Source organism: Lacinutrix sp. C3R15, assembly GCF_018860825.1.
GTDB lineage: Bacteria > Bacteroidota > Bacteroidia > Flavobacteriales > Flavobacteriaceae > Oceanihabitans.
The window spans coordinates 176,521-194,057 of the sequence record NZ_JAHKPZ010000030.1; the positions used below are offsets into that span (position 1 = coordinate 176,521).

The following is a 17,537-nucleotide window of genomic DNA, read 5'->3' on the forward strand; positions in this document are numbered from 1 at the left end:
CAATTAACCACTTAAAACTAACATTTATCATATCATTCCTGTATTTTTATTTGTAAATTTATAGATAACAAAAAAATTAAAGCATGAAAACAACGCAAGAGTTACTCACGCAAATTACGCAGCTAACTAGTAATATAGAAACAAATTATCCTGAACTATATACTTTTTTACAAGAAGAGCCCATAACTATTCCTTCTAAAAAACATCCTGAAATAAACCTTGCTGTTTTACAAGATTATTTAGAAACTTTAAAACAAGAATTACAGCATCATATAAAAACACATAAATCAAAATAAATGGCTTTTATAGATTATTATAAAGTGTTAGGCATTGCCAAAACGGCTTCAGAAAAAGACATTAAAAAGGCGTACAGAAAATTAGCGCGAAAGTACCATCCAGACTTAAACCCAAATGATAAAGTAGCCGAAAAAAAATTTAAAGAAATCAACGAGGCGAATGAGGTTTTAAGCAATGCTGAAAATCGTAAAAAATACGACACGTATGGAGAGCATTGGCAAAATTCCGAAGCTTACGAACAAGCAAAACACCAACAACAGCAACAACAAAGAACCTATCAAGGACAATCTGGAACCTATAGTGAAAAAGATTTTGAAGATATATTTGGAAACATGTTTGGTGGTCAAGATTTTAGTCGTGGCCAAAGAAGTGCAAGGTTTAAAGGACAGGATTTTAATGCAGAGCTACAACTAGAATTAAAAGATGTGTATGAAGACCATAAACGCACACTTACTGTTAATAATAAAAACATACGTATTACTATTCCTGCAGGCGTAGAAAACGGACAAACCATTAAAATTAAAGGCCATGGAGGAAAAGGCGTTAATGGTGGCCCAAATGGTGACCTGTACATACAGTTTGCTATTAAAAACCACTCTAAGTTTAAAAGAGACAAAGACAACTTGTATACCAATGTAGATTTAGATTTGTATACAGCAATGCTTGGTGGTGACTTAATGGTAGATACTTTTAATGGCAAAGTAAAACTAACTATTAAACCAGAAACACAAAACGGAACAAAAGTAAAGCTAAAAGGAAAAGGATTTCCTAAATATAAAAAAGAAGGCCAATTTGGCGATTTATACATAACCTATCAAATAAAAACACCTACAAAGCTTACAGATAAAGAGAAAGAATTATTTACGCAACTTCAAAAACTAAGATAATCATGGAAGTAACAGATTTAATTTCTATAAAAACTTTTTGTACTCATTACAACGTACCACCAACTTTTATTAATGAATTACAAGAGTACGAATTAATAGAAATTGTGGTTTCTAATAATGTAAATTATATAAAAACAACACAAATTACCGAAGTAGAAAAAATGATACGACTGCATTTTGATTTAAATATAAATTTAGAAGGTTTAGATGCTGTATATAATTTATTACAACGTGTTGAAAACCTGCAAAACGAAATAACAACACTTCATAATAAATTAAGGCTTTATGAAGATTTATAAATAAACAATAATGGACAAAATACTACAATGGCTTCAAGAATATCCGCTGATACAAAGTATTATTAAATACCTTGTTATAGTAGTTTTTATATTGTTATGTCTTCAGTTTATTAGAAAATTTTTAAAACGAAAAATAAACAATACTTCCATAAGATATAAGTCGCAAAAAGGAATTGAAATACTAGGCTATTTTACTATTGCAGCTATCACTATTTTGTATTTTACAGGTAGCATTAAAGACTTTACAATAACACTTGGCTTACTTTCTGCAGGATTAGCATTTACACTACAAGAGTTAATTTTAAGTATTGCTGGCTCTGTATATATTTTTATTGTTAAAGTCTATGAACCAGGAGACAGAATAGAAATTAACGGAATAAAAGGAGATGTTATTGATGTAGATAGTATTTACACCACCATGATGGAGATTGGTCAATGGGTAGAAACCGACAATTATACTGGTAGAATTGTAAAGCTTAGTAATGCATTTGTTTTTAAAGGCCCTGTTTACAATTACTCACAAGATTTCCCGTTTATTTGGGATGAGTTTAATTTACCAATAAGATATGGCTCAGACATAGAACTTGCCAAATCCATAATTATAAATGCTGCTAAAAATACGCTTGCAGATTACACTAAAAATTCTAAAGAGCAATGGGAATCTGTGGTAAATAAATATTATATTGAAGACGCAATAGTAGATCCTACCTTAGCAACCACACTAACCGATAATTGGATTAAATTTAATTTAAGATATATAGTAGATTATAAAAAAAGACGATATACTAAACACATATTAAACGATTTAATTAGAAAAGAAATTGAAGCTACAAATGGCAAAGTTATTTTAGCTTCTGAAACCATAGAGCTAATAAAAATACCTGAAATACAGATAAATACAAAAAACAAGACCACATAATTAGTTGATAATTATCATTGTTTTAATCATTAATTAGTACTACTTTAATATAAGTTATAAAGAAAGCTATTTTAATTTAAAGATATTGATTTACCAAAAGCTGTTGTAGATGCAGTTTCAAAAAAAATTCTGCAATGGAGTATTACAAAAGATTTATATTTAGTAAATTATCATGAAAGTGGAAACAGCACAAAAAAGCACAAACGTATCTTAACCAATGGAGACAAGTGTATTAAAGTGAGTTTAGATGATGCTGGTAATTTTTTATAAAATAAGAATAAACCCAACTAATAATTAACACAAAAGGCTATGTTTAAAAATTTAGAAAAAAAAGAAATCGATTACATTTTAGAGAATAACTACATAGGGCAACTTGGTTATATCTTTAACAACAAGCCTTTTGTAGTACCTATTACGTATTTTTTTGACAAAGAATCTAACACTATAATATGCTATTCTGGAGATGGACATAAAATGAATGCCATGCGCAAAAACCCAACTATTTCTTTACTTGTTTCTGATGTAGATAGTGTTACCAATTGGAAATCTATTTTAGTTCATGGTACTTTTGAACAACATTTTGCTAGTAATGCTAAAGCATACTTACATAAATTTTCTTTAGGTATTAAAGATATTATTATGGAGAAAGAGCAAAACAAAGCTAATTTTATAAGTGATTTTTCTAGTAAAATATATAAAGATGATATACCTGCTGTTTTTGTTATAAAAATTGAAGAAATAACAGGTAAAAAGCGATTAGATTTCAAAGCTTAAAAACAAAAAAAAGAGCTAAACCATTAGCTCCTTTTTTATTTTACTATCTCAATATGTTAATTGAGGTATCTATTAAACAAACTAACCTGTAAGGCTTGTTTTGCATCATGCAATAACTCTTTAACTTCTGTTAGTGAATATTTTTTAATGAATGCTATTTCTTGTAAAGACAAATGTTCATTAGTAAATAACTCAAAAACATGACGCATAGCGTAAGGTAAATTATGAAGCACTAATGCGGTATGTTTATTTACTATTTCTTGATTTAAGTTTTTATCTATAGCATTTATAAATGCTACTTCGTTATCTTCAATAAATACAGCATTTAAATCATAGTCGTTATGATTATAAGAAATATCATCTAATTCTTCTATTAACATTAAATCACCATCTCCATCTGTACTATACTTTTCTTGCATTTCATCCCATTCTGGTTTCGAATAAGCATCTATATTCTTAAAAAAGAAATCGTTAAATTCTTCTTCTACTTGAATATCATCCATTAATGCATCTATTTTTAAATATAACCAAGCATAAAATGCATCTGCTTTTTCTACCTCTTCAATGTGGTCAAAAATTTCAATAAAAAGCTGATCTATAATATCATCTGCTTTATACTTTCCTTTAGAAAAATTCCCTTTACTAATAAAAACACGTAAACCTCTATTTATGTAATTTCTTAAGGTTGGTAATATTTTTAAAACTAAATCATTAAAGGCTTTTTTATCTCCTTCATTTTTAAGTTTAATTAAACTGGAGTAAGATTGCTTTACTAATAAGCGATACTCATTTTTGTTTTGATAAAAGTTAATATCTGTTTTCATGATTTTTATATTTGCATTAAAATTAACAAACAGATATCACAATAAAAATGACATAAGTCATATTAAAACACTAATTATCAGTTTTTAACCTTCGTTTTTTATTTCTTTTTTTCTTGACGTTCTAATTTCCTGAAATACCCTCGCGTTAAAAAATTATGTTTTAATGCTTCCATATTTTGATTAAACTTATCTGTACCTTGATTTATATTTTTAATAGATTCTTTCAAACTTTCTACAAGCTCTTCATCTTTGGTTATATAATTTAATGCGCCTTCTCCTTCTTTAAAACCAGTTATTGTTTCGTTTAAATTATTTACAACCTTTTTTATATCTTCACTTGACTGATTTAAATTAGCAATCATTTCTGTTACTTTTTGAGCCTGAATAGAATCGTTAAGCAAAACACCTGCAACACTATTTTCTACATCTAAAGCACCAACAATACTGTTAATTTCCTGCATGGTTTTATTGGCTTCTAAACTTGTTAATTTTAAATAATGTATGGTTTGTTTTAACTCGTTAGAAGCAATAGTATCATTAATAAGCATACCCAATGTACCTTTACCACTTGTTATAGCATTGGTTATATTTAACAACTTAGAGGTAAGTAATGCTGCATTTTCATTAGTTGTACTTAAGGTATTCAGCATTTCATTAGTTCCTATTTTAGAGTAAGATTTAATAGTATCTCCTGAAGAAACAACAGCTGCATTGCCTGCTCCTGGAGTAATATTCACTATCATATTACCTACCAATCCATCAGATCCTATGGTTGCAATAGCATTCTTTTTTATATGACTCATCATTTTTTCTTCAATAAGCATACTTACATTTATGGTAGAATCATTAATCATTGAAATAGATTTAACTGTACCTACATTAATACCAGAATAACGCACGTTATTACCTTGCATTAAACCATTTACATTATTAAAGTCTGAATTAATAGTAAAGGTTTTTGCAAATAGATTTTTGCGTTCACCAATAAAATAAATGGCAGCAATAAAAAGCAGAGACCCTAGAATAACAAAGATTCCTAATCTTAATTTTTGATTTTTTGTTTTATCCATAATATGCTACATTTAAACTACTTAAAAAATGCTTTTACTTGTGCATCTTTTGATGTTGCTAATTCATTAAAGGTACCTTCGGCATAATTAATACCATCTACTAACAATATAATACGTTCTGAAACTACACGAGCGCAATCTACATCATGCGTAATAATTAACGAAGAGGTTTTGTATTGTTTTTGTACGTTTCGCATAAGCTCAATAATTTCTTTAGAGGTAATAGGATCTAAACCACTTGTTGGCTCATCATATAAAATTATTTTTGGTTTTAGTATTAAGGTTCTTGCTAATGCAATACGTCTTTTCATGCCGCCAGAAAGTTCTGCTGGCATTAGGTCTATGGCGTGTAACAAACCTACATTTTCTAGTGCCTCCTTTATTAACTCATCTATATTTGCTGCATTGCCTAATTTGCTTTTATGTCTTCGTAAAGGGAATTCTAAATTTTCTCTAACAGTCATAGAATCATACAAAGCACTACCTTGAAATAAAAAACCTATTTCTGTTCTTAGAGTATCTAAATCGGTTTGATTTAAAGTATTAATCTCATGATCCATTATTTTAATCGTTCCTGAGTCTGCTTGTAGTAAGCCTACCAAACATTTTATCATCACCGATTTACCAGAACCTGATTTACCCATAATCACCAGATTTTCTCCTTCAAACAATTCTAAATTAAATCCATTTAAAACATGATTATCTCCAAAGCTTTTTCTTAAGTCCTTAATTTCTAAGATTACCGACTTCTTGTTACTGGTACCCGAAAGTGTTTGTATGTTTTGTTTTGTGTGCATAACTTAAAGATCAAAAAATATATCGGTTACAAAAACTGCTATAAAATCTATTACAAACAATAACATAGAAGAAAACACCACTGCAGAATTAGCAGCAGCTCCTACGCCAACCGTTCCTTTTTTACAGGTATAGCCTTTAAAACAACCAACTAATGCAATTGCAAATCCGAAAAAAAAGGTTTTAATAGTTGCAGGTAAAAGATCACTAAACTCTAAAACTTTAATCACTTTATTAAAATAAAGCACAAAGGAAACTTCTCCTTTAATATTTTCTACAATATAAGAACCTAAAAGAGCAATAGCATCGCCAAGAAGTACTAAAAGTGGCAGCATAAGAGTGGCAGCAACAATTCTAGTAACTACTAAAAACTTAAACGGATTTGTACCAGAAACTTCCATAGCATCAATTTGCTCTGTTACACGCATAGAGCCTAGTTCTGCACCAATGCCTGAAGCGATTCTGCCTGCAAAAGTTAAAGCAATAATTACTGGTCCTATTTCTCTTATAATAGAAAGACTTACCATAGAAGGCATCCATGATTCTGCACCAAAACCTTCTAAGGTTGGTCTGGTTTGTATAGTCATTACTAAACCAATAATAAACCCTGTAACTGCAACTAACAAAATAGAACGATTACCTATATGATAACATTGCTTCAGGAGTTCTTTTACTTCAAAAGGTCTGGAAAATACTTCTTTAAAAAATCGGCTTGCAAATAGCGTGAGTTCTCCAATTTCTACAAAAAAAGACTTTAAACCACTTGAACTACTCATTATTAAATATTTAAATCTAAATATAGTAAGAAAATAGCACTTTAATAATGATTTAAATCATAGAATATTTTTTTATACAAAGATAATAAGGGAAGGAAGCATGATTTACTTGTAGATTTAAACACCTTAAATAAAGAGTTTTAAAACATAGCTTTTATCATACGTTCTTTTATTAGATACGTTATAAAAATCATCATTAAAAAGGATGCTTTTTGCATTTTTTAAACTTTTAAAAATTGGTTTAGAAAAGTTCATTTATTTCACAGTTTATTTTTTAAATTACATCCTAATTATTAAACAATAAAACTTTTGTTAAATAGATGTATTTACAAAGAAAACAATAGGGTCTTTAAAGAATTTATCTTCAACAAAATCATTATAAAACTAGCATAAGATTACAACTAATTATATTTAAAATAAAATGTATTATCAAAACATAAAAAAAAATTTAGCTTATTTCTCACTCGCTTTGGTACTGTTTTCATCAGTTTCTAGCTGTAAAAAGGAAGAACATAAAAAAGCACCTGAAGCTAAAGCGGATCTAACGTCAAAAATCGAAACCCCAGAAGGCATGGTTTGGGTAGAGGAGAAAACTTTTTTACAAGGCGCTAAAGAATCTGATAATTATGCCATGTCAAGAGAAAAGCCTGCACATTGGGTTACTGTGGATGGTTTTTTTATGGATATAACAGAAGTTACCAACAAACAATTCAAAGCATTTGTTGAAGCTACAAACTATATAACCATAGCAGAACGTGAGATTGATTGGGAAGAAATGAAAAAAGAATTACCTCCCAATACACCAAAACCTCATGATTCTATTTTACAACCTGGCAGTTTAATTTTCAATAAAAGTGTTAATGCTGTTGTAAACATGGAAAACTATGGCCAATGGTGGACATGGAGAACTGGTGCAGACTGGAAACACCCTGAAGGACCAGAATCTTCTATTGAAGGAAAAGACAATTACCCAGTAGTTCATGTGGCATATCAAGATGCTTTAGCATATTGTGAATGGGCTAATAGACGTTTACCAACTGAAGCAGAATGGGAATCTGCAGCCCAAGGTAAAAACACAAATACCATCTTTACTTGGGGCAATGATGCTGCAAAACTAGATGCGCATGCTAATACTTGGCAAGGGGTGTTTCCTACAAGAAATGAGCCTCAAGACGGTTTTGAATTTATTTCTCCGGTAAAATCCTATCCTGCAAATAGTATTGGTTTATACGATATGGCTGGAAATGTATGGGAAATCACTAGTGATTTCTTTAATGTAAAACATTATAGTGAATTAGACTCCTCTAAACCTATTGTAAATCCTAAAGGAGCTGAAACTCATTTTAACCCTAATAATCCGTATCAAGTAGAACACGTGATGAAAGGTGGTTCGTTTTTATGTCATGCGTCTTATTGTGCTAGTTTTAGAATTTCGGCAAAAATGGGTGTTTCTGTAGATTCAGGATCCGATCATATGGGCTTTAGAACAGTGGCTACACCACAAATGTTAGCTTCTAATGAATAACTAGTTTATTTCTTATACATAACTAAAAAAGCAGCAATATTTATTAAATATTGCTGCTTTTTTATATGGAACAATCGACAAATGCCCTTGCGTGAAATTATATTGTAAATGAAAAATTTGGCACTAGTATATGGTCAAAATTCAGGTCGTTTTAATTAGTTGTTAGCCAAATTAAATTGAGTTTCCAATGGCACACCGTCAATGGATTCCAAGTCTTTAACCTTTTGTTTGTAGAATTCTGTTGGCGGTGGAAAATTGAAGGTCTTCCAAAAAATCGAGTTGTATTCCACTTTAATATCTTCTATGTTTTTTTGGTAAACGTTAGAACTTTTAGTCTTAATTTTATTTTTATCAGTTTCTATACCTAAAACGACAACTTCATTTCTCACAGATATTTTAAATTTGTCATCTGTTGTTTTTAAAATTGACTGTTGCGCTTTGTTTAGTTCGTGATACTGTCTTGTAAAGTAATTATGATAGCTTAAATACATTTTTCCGTCCTTGTTCTTTTTATACAGATACACAAGTGTAGCAGATTCGTTGGTCGTTTTATATACCTTATAAGTATCCATCCCAATGTATAAAATTGGATCTTGGTAAGGGCGTCGTTTATTGCTATCCTTTTGGCCTTGAATGATAATAATATCTTCACCATCGTACGATGTGTCTCCTATTTTAGACCATTTATAATTTTTATAAGGAATACCATTTCTTAGTGGGTCCATTTGGGTCATAAGATGAATAGGATACGTGCGTTTTAATTTGACATTAGGAAAATACCTGTAATCTACCGATTTTCTTCCTTCTACAATTTCTATACGATTAACATCACCACTACTTGGACCTTTATCTTTCACTTTTATGTAATGCTCAATAAGAAATTTAGCCTTTTCTTTTTCAACAGTAAAAAAACGATTTAAAACCTTTAGTTCGTGCGTTGCGCTTACGGTATTATTTTTTAAGTTTTTAAAGGCCAACTGCACATAATGAGATGGGTTCATTATGTTAACTCCATCAAGCGATACAATATCTTCTTTTAAGGTTATTACTTTTTCGTTTAATGCCAAAAAGTCTTCAACTAAAATTTTAGAGGTTATATAACCTATGCTTGAAACCTCTAGAGTATCTAATAAGTTTTTTTTTGAGAGTTCTAATAAAAACTCCCCATCTTCATTACTTGACGTTCCAATCCATTTAGATGGAATACCTATGGCAGCATAGGAAACTCCAAGACTAGTTTCATCTAAAACAACACCTTCTATTTTCAATATGTCTTGCGAATAGAGTGTAGTTACAGATAAAGTTATAATGAACAATAAAATAGTTTTTTTTAATAAATACATATAATGTTTTTTTTTAATTCATATCCATTTTCAAAAATCAAAAAAGGATAAAATCAAGTATTTTTTCAATCTCTAAGCTTATTAATCTATTAAAGAGAACTCCTTAGATATTCGAGTCACTCTAATATAAAAAGCGCCCCAATCTTCATTTTCATCAGTTGTGAACCAAGCACTCATATCCGTTTTTCCTTTGGTGAAATTACCTTTAAAGCTTATTACTTTTGCGTCCTTTTCTACAGCTTTAGTTTGTTCCCAAGCTCCAATTTTTACACCACCAGATTTAAAATTCATTGTTCTACCTTCTGTAATAGCTTCCGTAGAAATGGTGCCTTCTTTTCCGGCAACAGCTGCATTTATTGCTAAATCAGCTTCAAAAGGCCATCTGCTCAATTCAATCGTATACGTTCCAGATTGTTCAAAGGCTACGGTAAATTCACCTCCAACCGGATTCTTTTGCGCTTCCCTAATATAATTCTGGTTCCATGGAATTTTAGAATCATGCACATGTGTATCATGACAGGTTAATTCTATTGGATTTTGTTGATCTGATCCTAAAACAATAATTGGAAACTGATTAAATTCCGTAGAAACAGAACTCCACCATTCGTTATAATAGCCTCGCATTTGTTCTACTTTTTCAGGAAACTGTGCTGCTAAGTCATGCTCTTGTCCTGGATCTTTAGAAATATCATACAATTCTGTACCATTAACCAATCGCATTTTGTCTGACATCACGGCACTTTTTCTCCATTTTATAGGACTTTGTACACGCTGAGAATCGGTAATGAGATAATCTCTACCTATGGTGTTTTCCGTTCCTAAAAGAAGGGTAGAAATATCGGAACCATCCATTTCCTTTTGTCTTTCTGGTAATTCTAATCCGCATAAAGTAGCTAAGGTTGGTAAAATATCTAAGTGTGCAGTTAAATCGGTAACATCTCTACCTCCTTCAATATTCTTATCTGGATACGATATAAAAAATGGTACTCTATGTCCACCTTCATATTCGCTATTTTTTGTTCCTTTCATTCCTGCATTAAATCCGTATAATTTACCACCTACTGTTTTATAACCCGAAGCAGTGCCGTTATCTGTCATAAAAATAACAATCGTATTCTCTGCTATATTTAAATCTTGCAATTTCTTTTGAAGTTTCGCAAAGTTGTCATCGACATTGGTAATCATTCCATAAAATATTTTTTGAAACTCCGGAATGTCTAAATCTTTATATTGATTATAATAGGCTTCTGGCACATTAAATGGAAGGTGTGGCGCATTAGCAGAAATATAAGCGAAAAATGGTGCATCCTTTTTATCTTCAATGTATTTTATGGCTTCATCAAACCAAACATCGGTACAATATCCTTCAAACTTTGTAGGTACACCATTTTTAAAATAGGTATCATCAAAATAATCATTATCCCAATAATCTGGTGTTTGTCCTACACCACCACCACCATGAGCAATCGTGTATTTAAAACCTTTATCCTGAGGTCTAGAGGGATACGTATCTCCTAAATGCCATTTACCAAACATTGCAGTTTCATAACCATTTTCTTTAAAAACATCGGCCATTGTTACCTCATCATTTCTTAAAATGGAAACACCACCTATGGTATGCCAAACCCCAACTCTATTGGCATATCTACCTGTCATTAAACCAGATCTTGAAGGTGCACAAGTTGGACCAACATGAAAGTCTGTTAATCGAACAGATTCGTCATGAAATTTATCTAAAGCAGGTGTTTTAACCAATGTATTTCCGTGAGCACCTAAATCGCCATACCCTTGATCATCTGTAATAATGACAATGACATTAGGTTGCTTTTCTTTGGAAGCTTTTGTTGTTGTTTTCTTAGCCTGAGAAGTACATGAAAATGTAATTCCGACAAGAACAATTAGTAATGCTATTTTTTTATTCATTTTGATTCTATTTTTAAAAGTAAATAATGCGTCTTTGTTTTTACTGAAAAATTTTCAATCTATTTAGGCAAGTCTTTTTTCCAGTCTTTCCACAAGCTTTTAAGTTCATGAACTATTACCTTGTTATTTTCTGCTAGGTTATTTTTCTCAAACGGATCGTTAGAAATATCATATAATTCTTCTTTATTAATATCTTCATTAAATAAGAGTTTCCAATCTCCTTTTCTAACAGCACCTTGCGCCCAATGATTTGTATGCTCTTTTGGAAAACGCCATTCCCAAAATAAAGGTTTTGCTCTATTAAAACTAGTATTCTCTAAAATAGAACTAATATTTTCACCATCAATGGCATAATCTTTTGGTAATTCTGTGTCTGCTAAACTTGCAAATGTTGGTAATAAATCAACAGTAGAAAGTACACTTGTAGAGTCTACTTTGTTTTCTTGTACGTGATTTTTCCATTTTACAATGAAAGGTACCACGACGCCTCCTTGAAGAATATCCACTTTTCTACCTCTTAAACCTGCTGTAGAACCCGCTTCTTTTGAAGGTCCCCATCCTGCAGGACCATTATCACTTGAAAAAATAATTAGGGTATTTTCATCTAATCCCATTTCGGATATCGATGCTAATAATCTTCCTATATGATAATCGGCATCTTTTAAAACCGCATAATAAGTTTCTTTACTAGGCGATAAACCTTTAAAGGATTTGCGTTGTTCTTCGGAAGGCCATAAAGGGGTATGTGGATCTTTTAACCAAAGGTTTACAAACATGGGTTGTTTGCCTTTATTTCTTTTGATAAAATCGATTGTTTCATCAACCGCAATTTTACTAGAACTTTGTACCCATAAGGTATCTTTATCCATAAATCGTGTGGTTGGCCATTTTTGATCGCCTTTCCAAGTTGGTCCATTTCCGTTCCAAACTCTAGTCTCATCATAACCATATGTTTTAGGTTCGGGAGCAGAAGGATCGCCATGCGGTTTACCACCACCTCCTAAATGCCATTTTCCAAAATGTGCTGTTTTATAGCCTGCTTTTTGCATGGTTTGTGGTAGATAAACAGGCAAGGAATCATTCAAATAATTTGGCATATTACGTCTAGCATTTACTTCATTTCCTGCAAAATGACCATGCACTTGATGTCTTGCTGGAAAATGACCTGTTAAGACCGAAGATCTACTAGGAGAACAAACACCACTTGTAACATGAAACTGTGTAAACCTGGTACCTTCAGAAGCCATTTTATCTAAGTTTGGTGTAGATACTTCGGTGTTTCCATAAACACCTAAATCTCCATATCCCCAATCATCAGCAAAAACAAAAATGATGTTTGGCCTAGTATCTTCTTTTACGGTTACAACTTCTTTTTTAGTGTTATTACAAGAAATCATAGTAATTAAAACTAATGCTAATGGCATATTCTTTAATAAACGTATTCTCATTTTCGAATTAATTTTTAAACGTTTCTGTTTTTTGTTCCTGAACTAATGCTGCTGCTAATTCACTCACCTTCTCTGGAAATTTACTGGCTAAATTAATCGTTTGTCCAATATCTTCTTTCAAGTTAAAGAGTTGTACACTATCTGTAGCCTTTTCAAAACGTTGTCCTTCTTCAAACCATTTTGGAATTCTAGCATGATAGCCATCTTTATTATTTATATACAACCAATCCCCTTTTCTAACGGCATATTTGGATGTAAATGTATTATGAATCATATTTTCTCTAACAACCTCATTGTTTTCTGTTAACCACAATTCTGAAAAATTATAACTATCGTGTTGAAAACCTTTTGGTAAATCACTATTGGTAATAGTAGCAAGCGTATTTAGAATATCTATTTGACTAAATAACTGATGACTTGTAGTTCCTGCTTTTATTTTATTTGGCCATTTTACAATAAAAGGCACATGGTGTCCACCTTCGTAAACATCTCTTTTCACACCTCTAAACGGATGCGAACTATCGTGATTGTAGTTTTTAATACGATCATAAGCATAACGCTCTGATCCGTTATCTGAAGTAAAAATTACAATGGTATTTTCGTCTGCACCAATCGATTGTAAAGCGATTAAAACTTGCCCCACAGCAGCATCTGTTTGATACACCCAATCGCCATAAGCGCCTGCTTCGCTTTTTCCTCTAAATGCTTTGTTAGGAATTATTGGTGCATGTGGAGAAGGAAAAGGAAGGTATAAAAAGAAAGGCTTTACTGCCTTTTCTTGATTTTTTATAAAAGTTACTGCAGTACTTGTAACCGTTGGTAAAACATTATAAAAATCCCAATCTTTAACTGCTGGACCAGGTCTTAATTCCCAATTACCTTCTAGAGGAAAATCGTTTCTTGGAAGTTGTAAGGTTATGGTTGGAGCTTCGGTAACCTTATCATTTTTAATCCAAGTATACGGTGGAAAATTAATAGTTCCATCTCCATAATAGGAATCAAAGCCGATAGATAACGGACCATTAGGAATACTTTTATTCCAGTCATACGCTTGTGCTGGCCAAATTTCCAATTCCTTTTTTCCGCGAATAACGGTTTCTTTTTGTGTAAAATCTTTCTTGCGGATGGCTTCCCAATTCCAACCTAAATGCCATTTACCAATTGCTGCTGTATGATACCCGTTTGCTTTAAGAATTTTAGGTAGAGTCACCTGGTTTTCTTTAAAAACAGATTCTCCCATGGCATGCACAATATCATTAAAGTCTCTCCAATGATAACGACCAGATAACAACGCATATCGACTTGGTGTACAAACACCAGAAGAACTGTGAGCATCTGTCATTAGCAGACCTTCTTCAGCTAGTTGATCTAAATTAGGTGTTGGTATTTTAGATTGCGGATTTTGAATTGCCAAATCGCCATAGCCCATATCATCGGCGTAAAAGATGATAATATTAGGTTTACTATCTGGTTGTGTTTTTTTTGTTGGTTTTGTTTGTTGTTGACAAGATGTGAAACACGCCAGCATGAAAACATAAAAGTAGGCACTTATTTTCATGGTTTTTGTTTTCTTTTTTGTTTTAATTTTTCCAGTCAATGGTTGCTTTCTTATTTTCTAAATCGACCCAAATACTTGCATGCTCATAATTTCTGGTTAAAATCCAATCCTTAACTTGCATCTCGTCTAAAGGTTTTCCTAAAGGTCTATCCAACTCTGGATACCATAAAAGCGACCCCATACTTAATCGATATCCCCAATTGTAAATTAGATACGAATGTTTTTGTGCACCAGCTAAAAAAGAAGCCAAAGCAAAAGTTATATGTTCTTTAGAAATTTCCTCCTTTTCTTTTTCCGATTTAGCCATAAACTTTTTGTTTACCCATGCATTTTCTGGCCAAGTCTTAAATACTACAATCTTACCAGACTTACCTGCCTGTTCCATTTCTTGAATATCTGCTAGCATACTTTCTTTCGTTTTGCTATTAAAATATCCAAAATGCTCAATCATGATGGCATCTGTATTTTCAGGAAAATTGTTTCCTACATTTCTAATTGGTGTAGAACGAATACCGTTATAAACGATTAATTTATCGTCACCAATTTTATCTCTAGTTTCTTTAATTAAATCTTTTAATCCTTGCTGAATGGCATCAAACTTTTCGGTTCCCCATAATCTTTTATTTCCGGGATTGGTTACCTGTACTAATGCATCAAAGAAAACACCATCGATATTTTCATTCTTTAGATTTTCTAAAGCAATATTAGACCACCAATCTCTAAGCTCTGGGTTCGATAAATCATAGCGTTTTAGTTTACCATCTTTTAAATCTAATTCTCCATTTTTTGTTTTAAGCCACCAATGGGATTTTGTTTGATAATCTTCATGCGCTTTATACATACTATAATCTAAAAAAGCATTCCAATAAAAAACCACTTTCATGTCTGGATTTAAATCTTTTAACAGTTTAGCATCTGCAGCAATAGCATCTTCTGAATATTTATATTTTGGAAAACCATGTGCTTTTTCTAAAACCGTAAAGTTGGAATGCGAAGCAACAAATTTGGCTTCCTTTTTGGTTAAAAGGCCTCCTTTTTTTCCGAAGTGAAAAGCTACAGGAACTTTATCCCAACTAAATTCTGGAAAATGTGCATCACTTTGAGAAAATGCCGTTTGACTTAAAAGCAAACCGACTAAAAATAAAGAGGTATGTAGAAAAGGGAACTTCATTATGCTTTTATTTATTTTATTGGTGAAATTTTAATCGATTTTAAGCTAGATGTTTTTACATCACCTTCTACCAAGCCTGCTTTAATAACGTGGTTTCCTGCAGTTTTAAACTCTAGGATACCCATTCTACGAAATGCATACTTATCGGTTGCAGCTTGTTGGTTTTGAACTTTAACACCTTCATCGGTAGTTGTATTCCAAACCAATCTTCCTTCACCCTTGTATTCTAAATCTAAATAATAATATCCTGGTTTTTGCACATTCACTTCCCAAGTAACCGTACCACCTTCTTGCCAATCGCTAACTTGATTTGCATGTTTCCATTCCCCAAATTTTTCCATCCAACGCACGTTTTTTTGCTCTGCGCCTTCAGCAACTCCAAACTCGGTTAATAATCTGGTAGGTACATTTGGATAGATTCCTAAGTTGGTTTCTACCTTTGCTTCTGCATCTTCTAGTTCTACTTGAATTACAGAAATTAATTCTTCTGGTGCTTTGTAAGGAACATCAATAATTAACCAATCGTTCTCTTTAGAAAATTGTAACGCGCTACTTTCTGCTCCATTTAAAAGTGAAATACTTTTCACTTGCGATTTTAAACCAGGAACGTATAACTTACCATCTGTTGGCCATTGTCCTACCGATAAATAAAGAGAGTTATTGTTTGTTGTAATATCACCCCAAGGTAATGCGTAACCCCAAGGAGAACTACCTGCGTCATAAACTACTTGTGGATATTTTTGTATCCAACGCCCAGATTCTTGTAAAAATTCTATTCCAATGTTTGGAATAGCACCAGTACTATCTGGACCTACATTAAATAAATAAGTACCTCCTCTAGCTACGGTTTCTATTACTCTTCCTAAAATTTTCTTAGGACTTTTAAAGTTGTTATCATACCAAGCATAAGACCAAGAATCATTATTGGTATCACAAGTTTCCCATAATCCTTCTACATTTCTAGTTGGCACTTCCATATCACCAATACTAGCATAATCTCCCATACCATAACCAACTCTACTACACATCATAGCATTTGGTTGTAATTCTCTAACCATATCTGCTAATTCTACCACATATTCTTCTGGCATATCACCTGGTGTATCAAACCAAACGAAATCTATTTGACCGTAATTAGTACAAATTTCTTTAACCTGAGGTTTACATTTATTATAGAAGTAATCTTTAAAATCTGCTTTATTTCCTTTTTCATCCACTTCTGGACCTCTAGTTCCTCCTGGAGCAGTCCAATCTTGATTATGCGAATAATAGAATCCGAAACCAAGACCTAATTCTTTACAAGCAGCAGATAACTCGTGCATTGGATCTCTACCAAAAGGTGTAGCATCTACAATATTAAAGTCACTAGCTTCCGAATCGAACATTGCAAAACCTTCATGATGTTTACTAGTAATGATAATATATTTCATACCAGCATCTTTTGCTAATTGTGCAATCAGTTTTGCATCAAATGCAGTAGGATTGAATGTTTTTGCGGTTTCCATATACTCTTTTGGAGCAATGTTGGCAACACGTTTACTCATTAACCATTCCCCAATTCCGTAATAGGTTTTATCTTCCCATACGCCACCAAGATTTGAAAATAAGCCCCAATGAATAAACATTCCGTAGTTTCCTTCATCAAACAACTTTGCTTTTCCACTTTTTAAGGCGTCTCCAGAAACTGTGGTTTCTCCCCACATTTCTTCCATCCCCTTTTTATCTTTCTCTTGTGCATCCAGGTTTGCAACACCCAAAAGGATTGCTAAAACGGAAAACATTAAACATCTTTTGCTAAACATATGTGTACTATTATTAAATTTATTTTTCTTTTAAAATTCGGACAAAAAGCATCTACTTTTTCATCCGTTATAATTCTCTGGAGAGGCATCACCTAATTTGATTTAATACCTCTCCAGAAAATTATA

16 protein-coding genes are annotated in these 17,537 nt (G+C 32.1%); 6 read left to right on the top strand and 10 right to left on the bottom strand.

The features are described 5' to 3' along the window. Nucleotides 1-83: 83 nt before the first annotated feature. The 5 genes from KO494_RS09520 (at nt 84) to KO494_RS09540 (ending at nt 3,176) form a co-directional block, all read left to right on the top strand. Nucleotides 84-296: a hypothetical protein gene (locus KO494_RS09520; RefSeq protein WP_215967371.1), complete on the top strand. Its 213-nt coding sequence runs from the start codon at nt 84-86 to the stop codon at nt 294-296. After that, nucleotides 297-1,184 carry a DnaJ C-terminal domain-containing protein gene (locus KO494_RS09525; RefSeq protein ID WP_215967372.1) on the top strand — a complete coding sequence of 296 codons (888 nt, stop codon included), beginning with the start codon at nt 297-299 and terminating at the stop codon, nt 1,182-1,184. It begins immediately after the preceding gene. Between the two features lie 2 nt (nt 1,185-1,186). Next, the gene (locus KO494_RS09530) at nt 1,187-1,483 is read left to right on the top strand and encodes a chaperone modulator CbpM (RefSeq protein ID WP_215967373.1); all 297 of its coding nucleotides are present in this window, start codon (nt 1,187-1,189) and stop codon (nt 1,481-1,483) included. A gap of 10 nt (nt 1,484-1,493) precedes the next feature. Beyond that, on the top strand, nt 1,494-2,402 hold the full coding sequence (locus tag KO494_RS09535; RefSeq protein ID WP_215967374.1) for a mechanosensitive ion channel family protein: 909 nt from the start codon (nt 1,494-1,496) through the stop codon (nt 2,400-2,402). Nucleotides 2,403-2,711: 309 nt separating this feature from the next. Then, nucleotides 2,712-3,176, top strand: coding sequence for a pyridoxamine 5'-phosphate oxidase family protein (locus tag KO494_RS09540; RefSeq protein ID WP_215967375.1), 465 nt, complete (start codon nt 2,712-2,714; stop codon nt 3,174-3,176). A 56-nt stretch (nt 3,177-3,232) separates the two neighbouring features. Here the strand turns inward: KO494_RS09540 and KO494_RS09545 are convergent, their stop codons facing one another. From KO494_RS09545 to KO494_RS09560, 4 genes are all read right to left on the bottom strand, one after another. Beyond that, nucleotides 3,233-4,000 carry an RNA polymerase sigma factor gene (locus KO494_RS09545; RefSeq protein ID WP_215967376.1) on the bottom strand — a complete coding sequence of 256 codons (768 nt, stop codon included), beginning with the start codon at nt 3,998-4,000 and terminating at the stop codon, nt 3,233-3,235. 98 nt (nt 4,001-4,098) lie between these two features. Next, entirely contained in the window at nt 4,099-5,070 is a 972-nt protein-coding gene (locus tag KO494_RS09550) for an MlaD family protein (protein WP_215967377.1), read from the bottom strand. Nucleotides 5,071-5,087: 17 nt separating this feature from the next. Beyond that, nucleotides 5,088-5,867: an ABC transporter ATP-binding protein gene (locus tag KO494_RS09555; protein ID WP_215967378.1), complete on the bottom strand. Its 780-nt coding sequence runs from the start codon at nt 5,865-5,867 to the stop codon at nt 5,088-5,090. Between the two features lie 3 nt (nt 5,868-5,870). Next, nucleotides 5,871-6,641 (bottom strand): ABC transporter permease, encoded by a 771-nt coding sequence (locus tag KO494_RS09560; protein ID WP_215967379.1) that lies wholly within the window; start codon nt 6,639-6,641, stop codon nt 5,871-5,873. A 421-nt stretch (nt 6,642-7,062) separates the two neighbouring features. Here KO494_RS09560 and KO494_RS09565 point away from each other — a divergent pair, with 421 nt between their 5' ends. Next, nucleotides 7,063-8,166 (top strand): formylglycine-generating enzyme family protein, encoded by a 1,104-nt coding sequence (locus KO494_RS09565; protein WP_215967380.1) that lies wholly within the window; start codon nt 7,063-7,065, stop codon nt 8,164-8,166. A 155-nt stretch (nt 8,167-8,321) separates the two neighbouring features. Here the strand turns inward: KO494_RS09565 and KO494_RS09570 are convergent, their stop codons facing one another. The 6 genes from KO494_RS09570 to KO494_RS09595 all read right to left on the bottom strand — a co-directional run bounded on the left by KO494_RS09570 (nt 8,322) and on the right by KO494_RS09595 (nt 17,390). Then, the gene (locus KO494_RS09570) at nt 8,322-9,482 is read right to left on the bottom strand and encodes a carboxypeptidase-like regulatory domain-containing protein (protein WP_215967381.1); all 1,161 of its coding nucleotides are present in this window, start codon (nt 9,480-9,482) and stop codon (nt 8,322-8,324) included. 108 nt (nt 9,483-9,590) lie between these two features. Next, nucleotides 9,591-11,432 (bottom strand): arylsulfatase, encoded by a 1,842-nt coding sequence (locus KO494_RS09575; protein ID WP_252730363.1) that lies wholly within the window; start codon nt 11,430-11,432, stop codon nt 9,591-9,593. Nucleotides 11,433-11,491: 59 nt separating this feature from the next. Next, nucleotides 11,492-12,880, bottom strand: coding sequence for a sulfatase (locus KO494_RS09580; RefSeq protein ID WP_215967382.1), 1,389 nt, complete (start codon nt 12,878-12,880; stop codon nt 11,492-11,494). A 7-nt stretch (nt 12,881-12,887) separates the two neighbouring features. Further along, entirely contained in the window at nt 12,888-14,438 is a 1,551-nt protein-coding gene (locus tag KO494_RS09585) for an arylsulfatase (RefSeq protein ID WP_215967383.1), read from the bottom strand. A gap of 22 nt (nt 14,439-14,460) precedes the next feature. After that, nucleotides 14,461-15,609: a putative glycoside hydrolase gene (locus KO494_RS09590; protein ID WP_215967384.1), complete on the bottom strand. Its 1,149-nt coding sequence runs from the start codon at nt 15,607-15,609 to the stop codon at nt 14,461-14,463. A gap of 11 nt (nt 15,610-15,620) precedes the next feature. Next, complete coding sequence (locus KO494_RS09595) at nt 15,621-17,390, bottom strand: alpha-L-fucosidase (RefSeq protein ID WP_215967385.1); 1,770 nt, start codon at nt 17,388-17,390, stop codon at nt 15,621-15,623. Between the last annotated feature and the right edge of the window lie 147 nt (nt 17,391-17,537).

Bases quoted from the DNA above. Each gene is read 5' to 3' on its own strand.
- KO494_RS09520 (WP_215967371.1), top strand. From the start codon at position 84: ATGAAAACAACGCAAGAGTTACTCACGCAAATTACGCAGCTAACTAGT.
- KO494_RS09525 (WP_215967372.1), top strand. From the start codon at position 297: ATGGCTTTTATAGATTATTATAAAGTGTTAGGCATTGCCAAAACGGCT.
- KO494_RS09530 (WP_215967373.1), top strand. From the start codon at position 1,187: ATGGAAGTAACAGATTTAATTTCTATAAAAACTTTTTGTACTCATTAC.
- KO494_RS09535 (WP_215967374.1), top strand. From the start codon at position 1,494: ATGGACAAAATACTACAATGGCTTCAAGAATATCCGCTGATACAAAGT.
- KO494_RS09540 (WP_215967375.1), top strand. From the start codon at position 2,712: ATGTTTAAAAATTTAGAAAAAAAAGAAATCGATTACATTTTAGAGAAT.
- KO494_RS09545 (WP_215967376.1), bottom strand. From the start codon at position 4,000: ATGAAAACAGATATTAACTTTTATCAAAACAAAAATGAGTATCGCTTA.
- KO494_RS09550 (WP_215967377.1), bottom strand. From the start codon at position 5,070: ATGGATAAAACAAAAAATCAAAAATTAAGATTAGGAATCTTTGTTATT.
- KO494_RS09555 (WP_215967378.1), bottom strand. From the start codon at position 5,867: ATGCACACAAAACAAAACATACAAACACTTTCGGGTACCAGTAACAAG.
- KO494_RS09560 (WP_215967379.1), bottom strand. From the start codon at position 6,641: ATGAGTAGTTCAAGTGGTTTAAAGTCTTTTTTTGTAGAAATTGGAGAA.
- KO494_RS09565 (WP_215967380.1), top strand. From the start codon at position 7,063: ATGTATTATCAAAACATAAAAAAAAATTTAGCTTATTTCTCACTCGCT.
- KO494_RS09575 (WP_252730363.1), bottom strand. From the start codon at position 11,432: ATGAATAAAAAAATAGCATTACTAATTGTTCTTGTCGGAATTACATTT.
- KO494_RS09580 (WP_215967382.1), bottom strand. From the start codon at position 12,880: ATGAGAATACGTTTATTAAAGAATATGCCATTAGCATTAGTTTTAATT.
- KO494_RS09585 (WP_215967383.1), bottom strand. From the start codon at position 14,438: ATGAAAATAAGTGCCTACTTTTATGTTTTCATGCTGGCGTGTTTCACA.
- KO494_RS09590 (WP_215967384.1), bottom strand. From the start codon at position 15,609: ATGAAGTTCCCTTTTCTACATACCTCTTTATTTTTAGTCGGTTTGCTT.
- KO494_RS09595 (WP_215967385.1), bottom strand. From the start codon at position 17,390: ATGTTTTCCGTTTTAGCAATCCTTTTGGGTGTTGCAAACCTGGATGCA.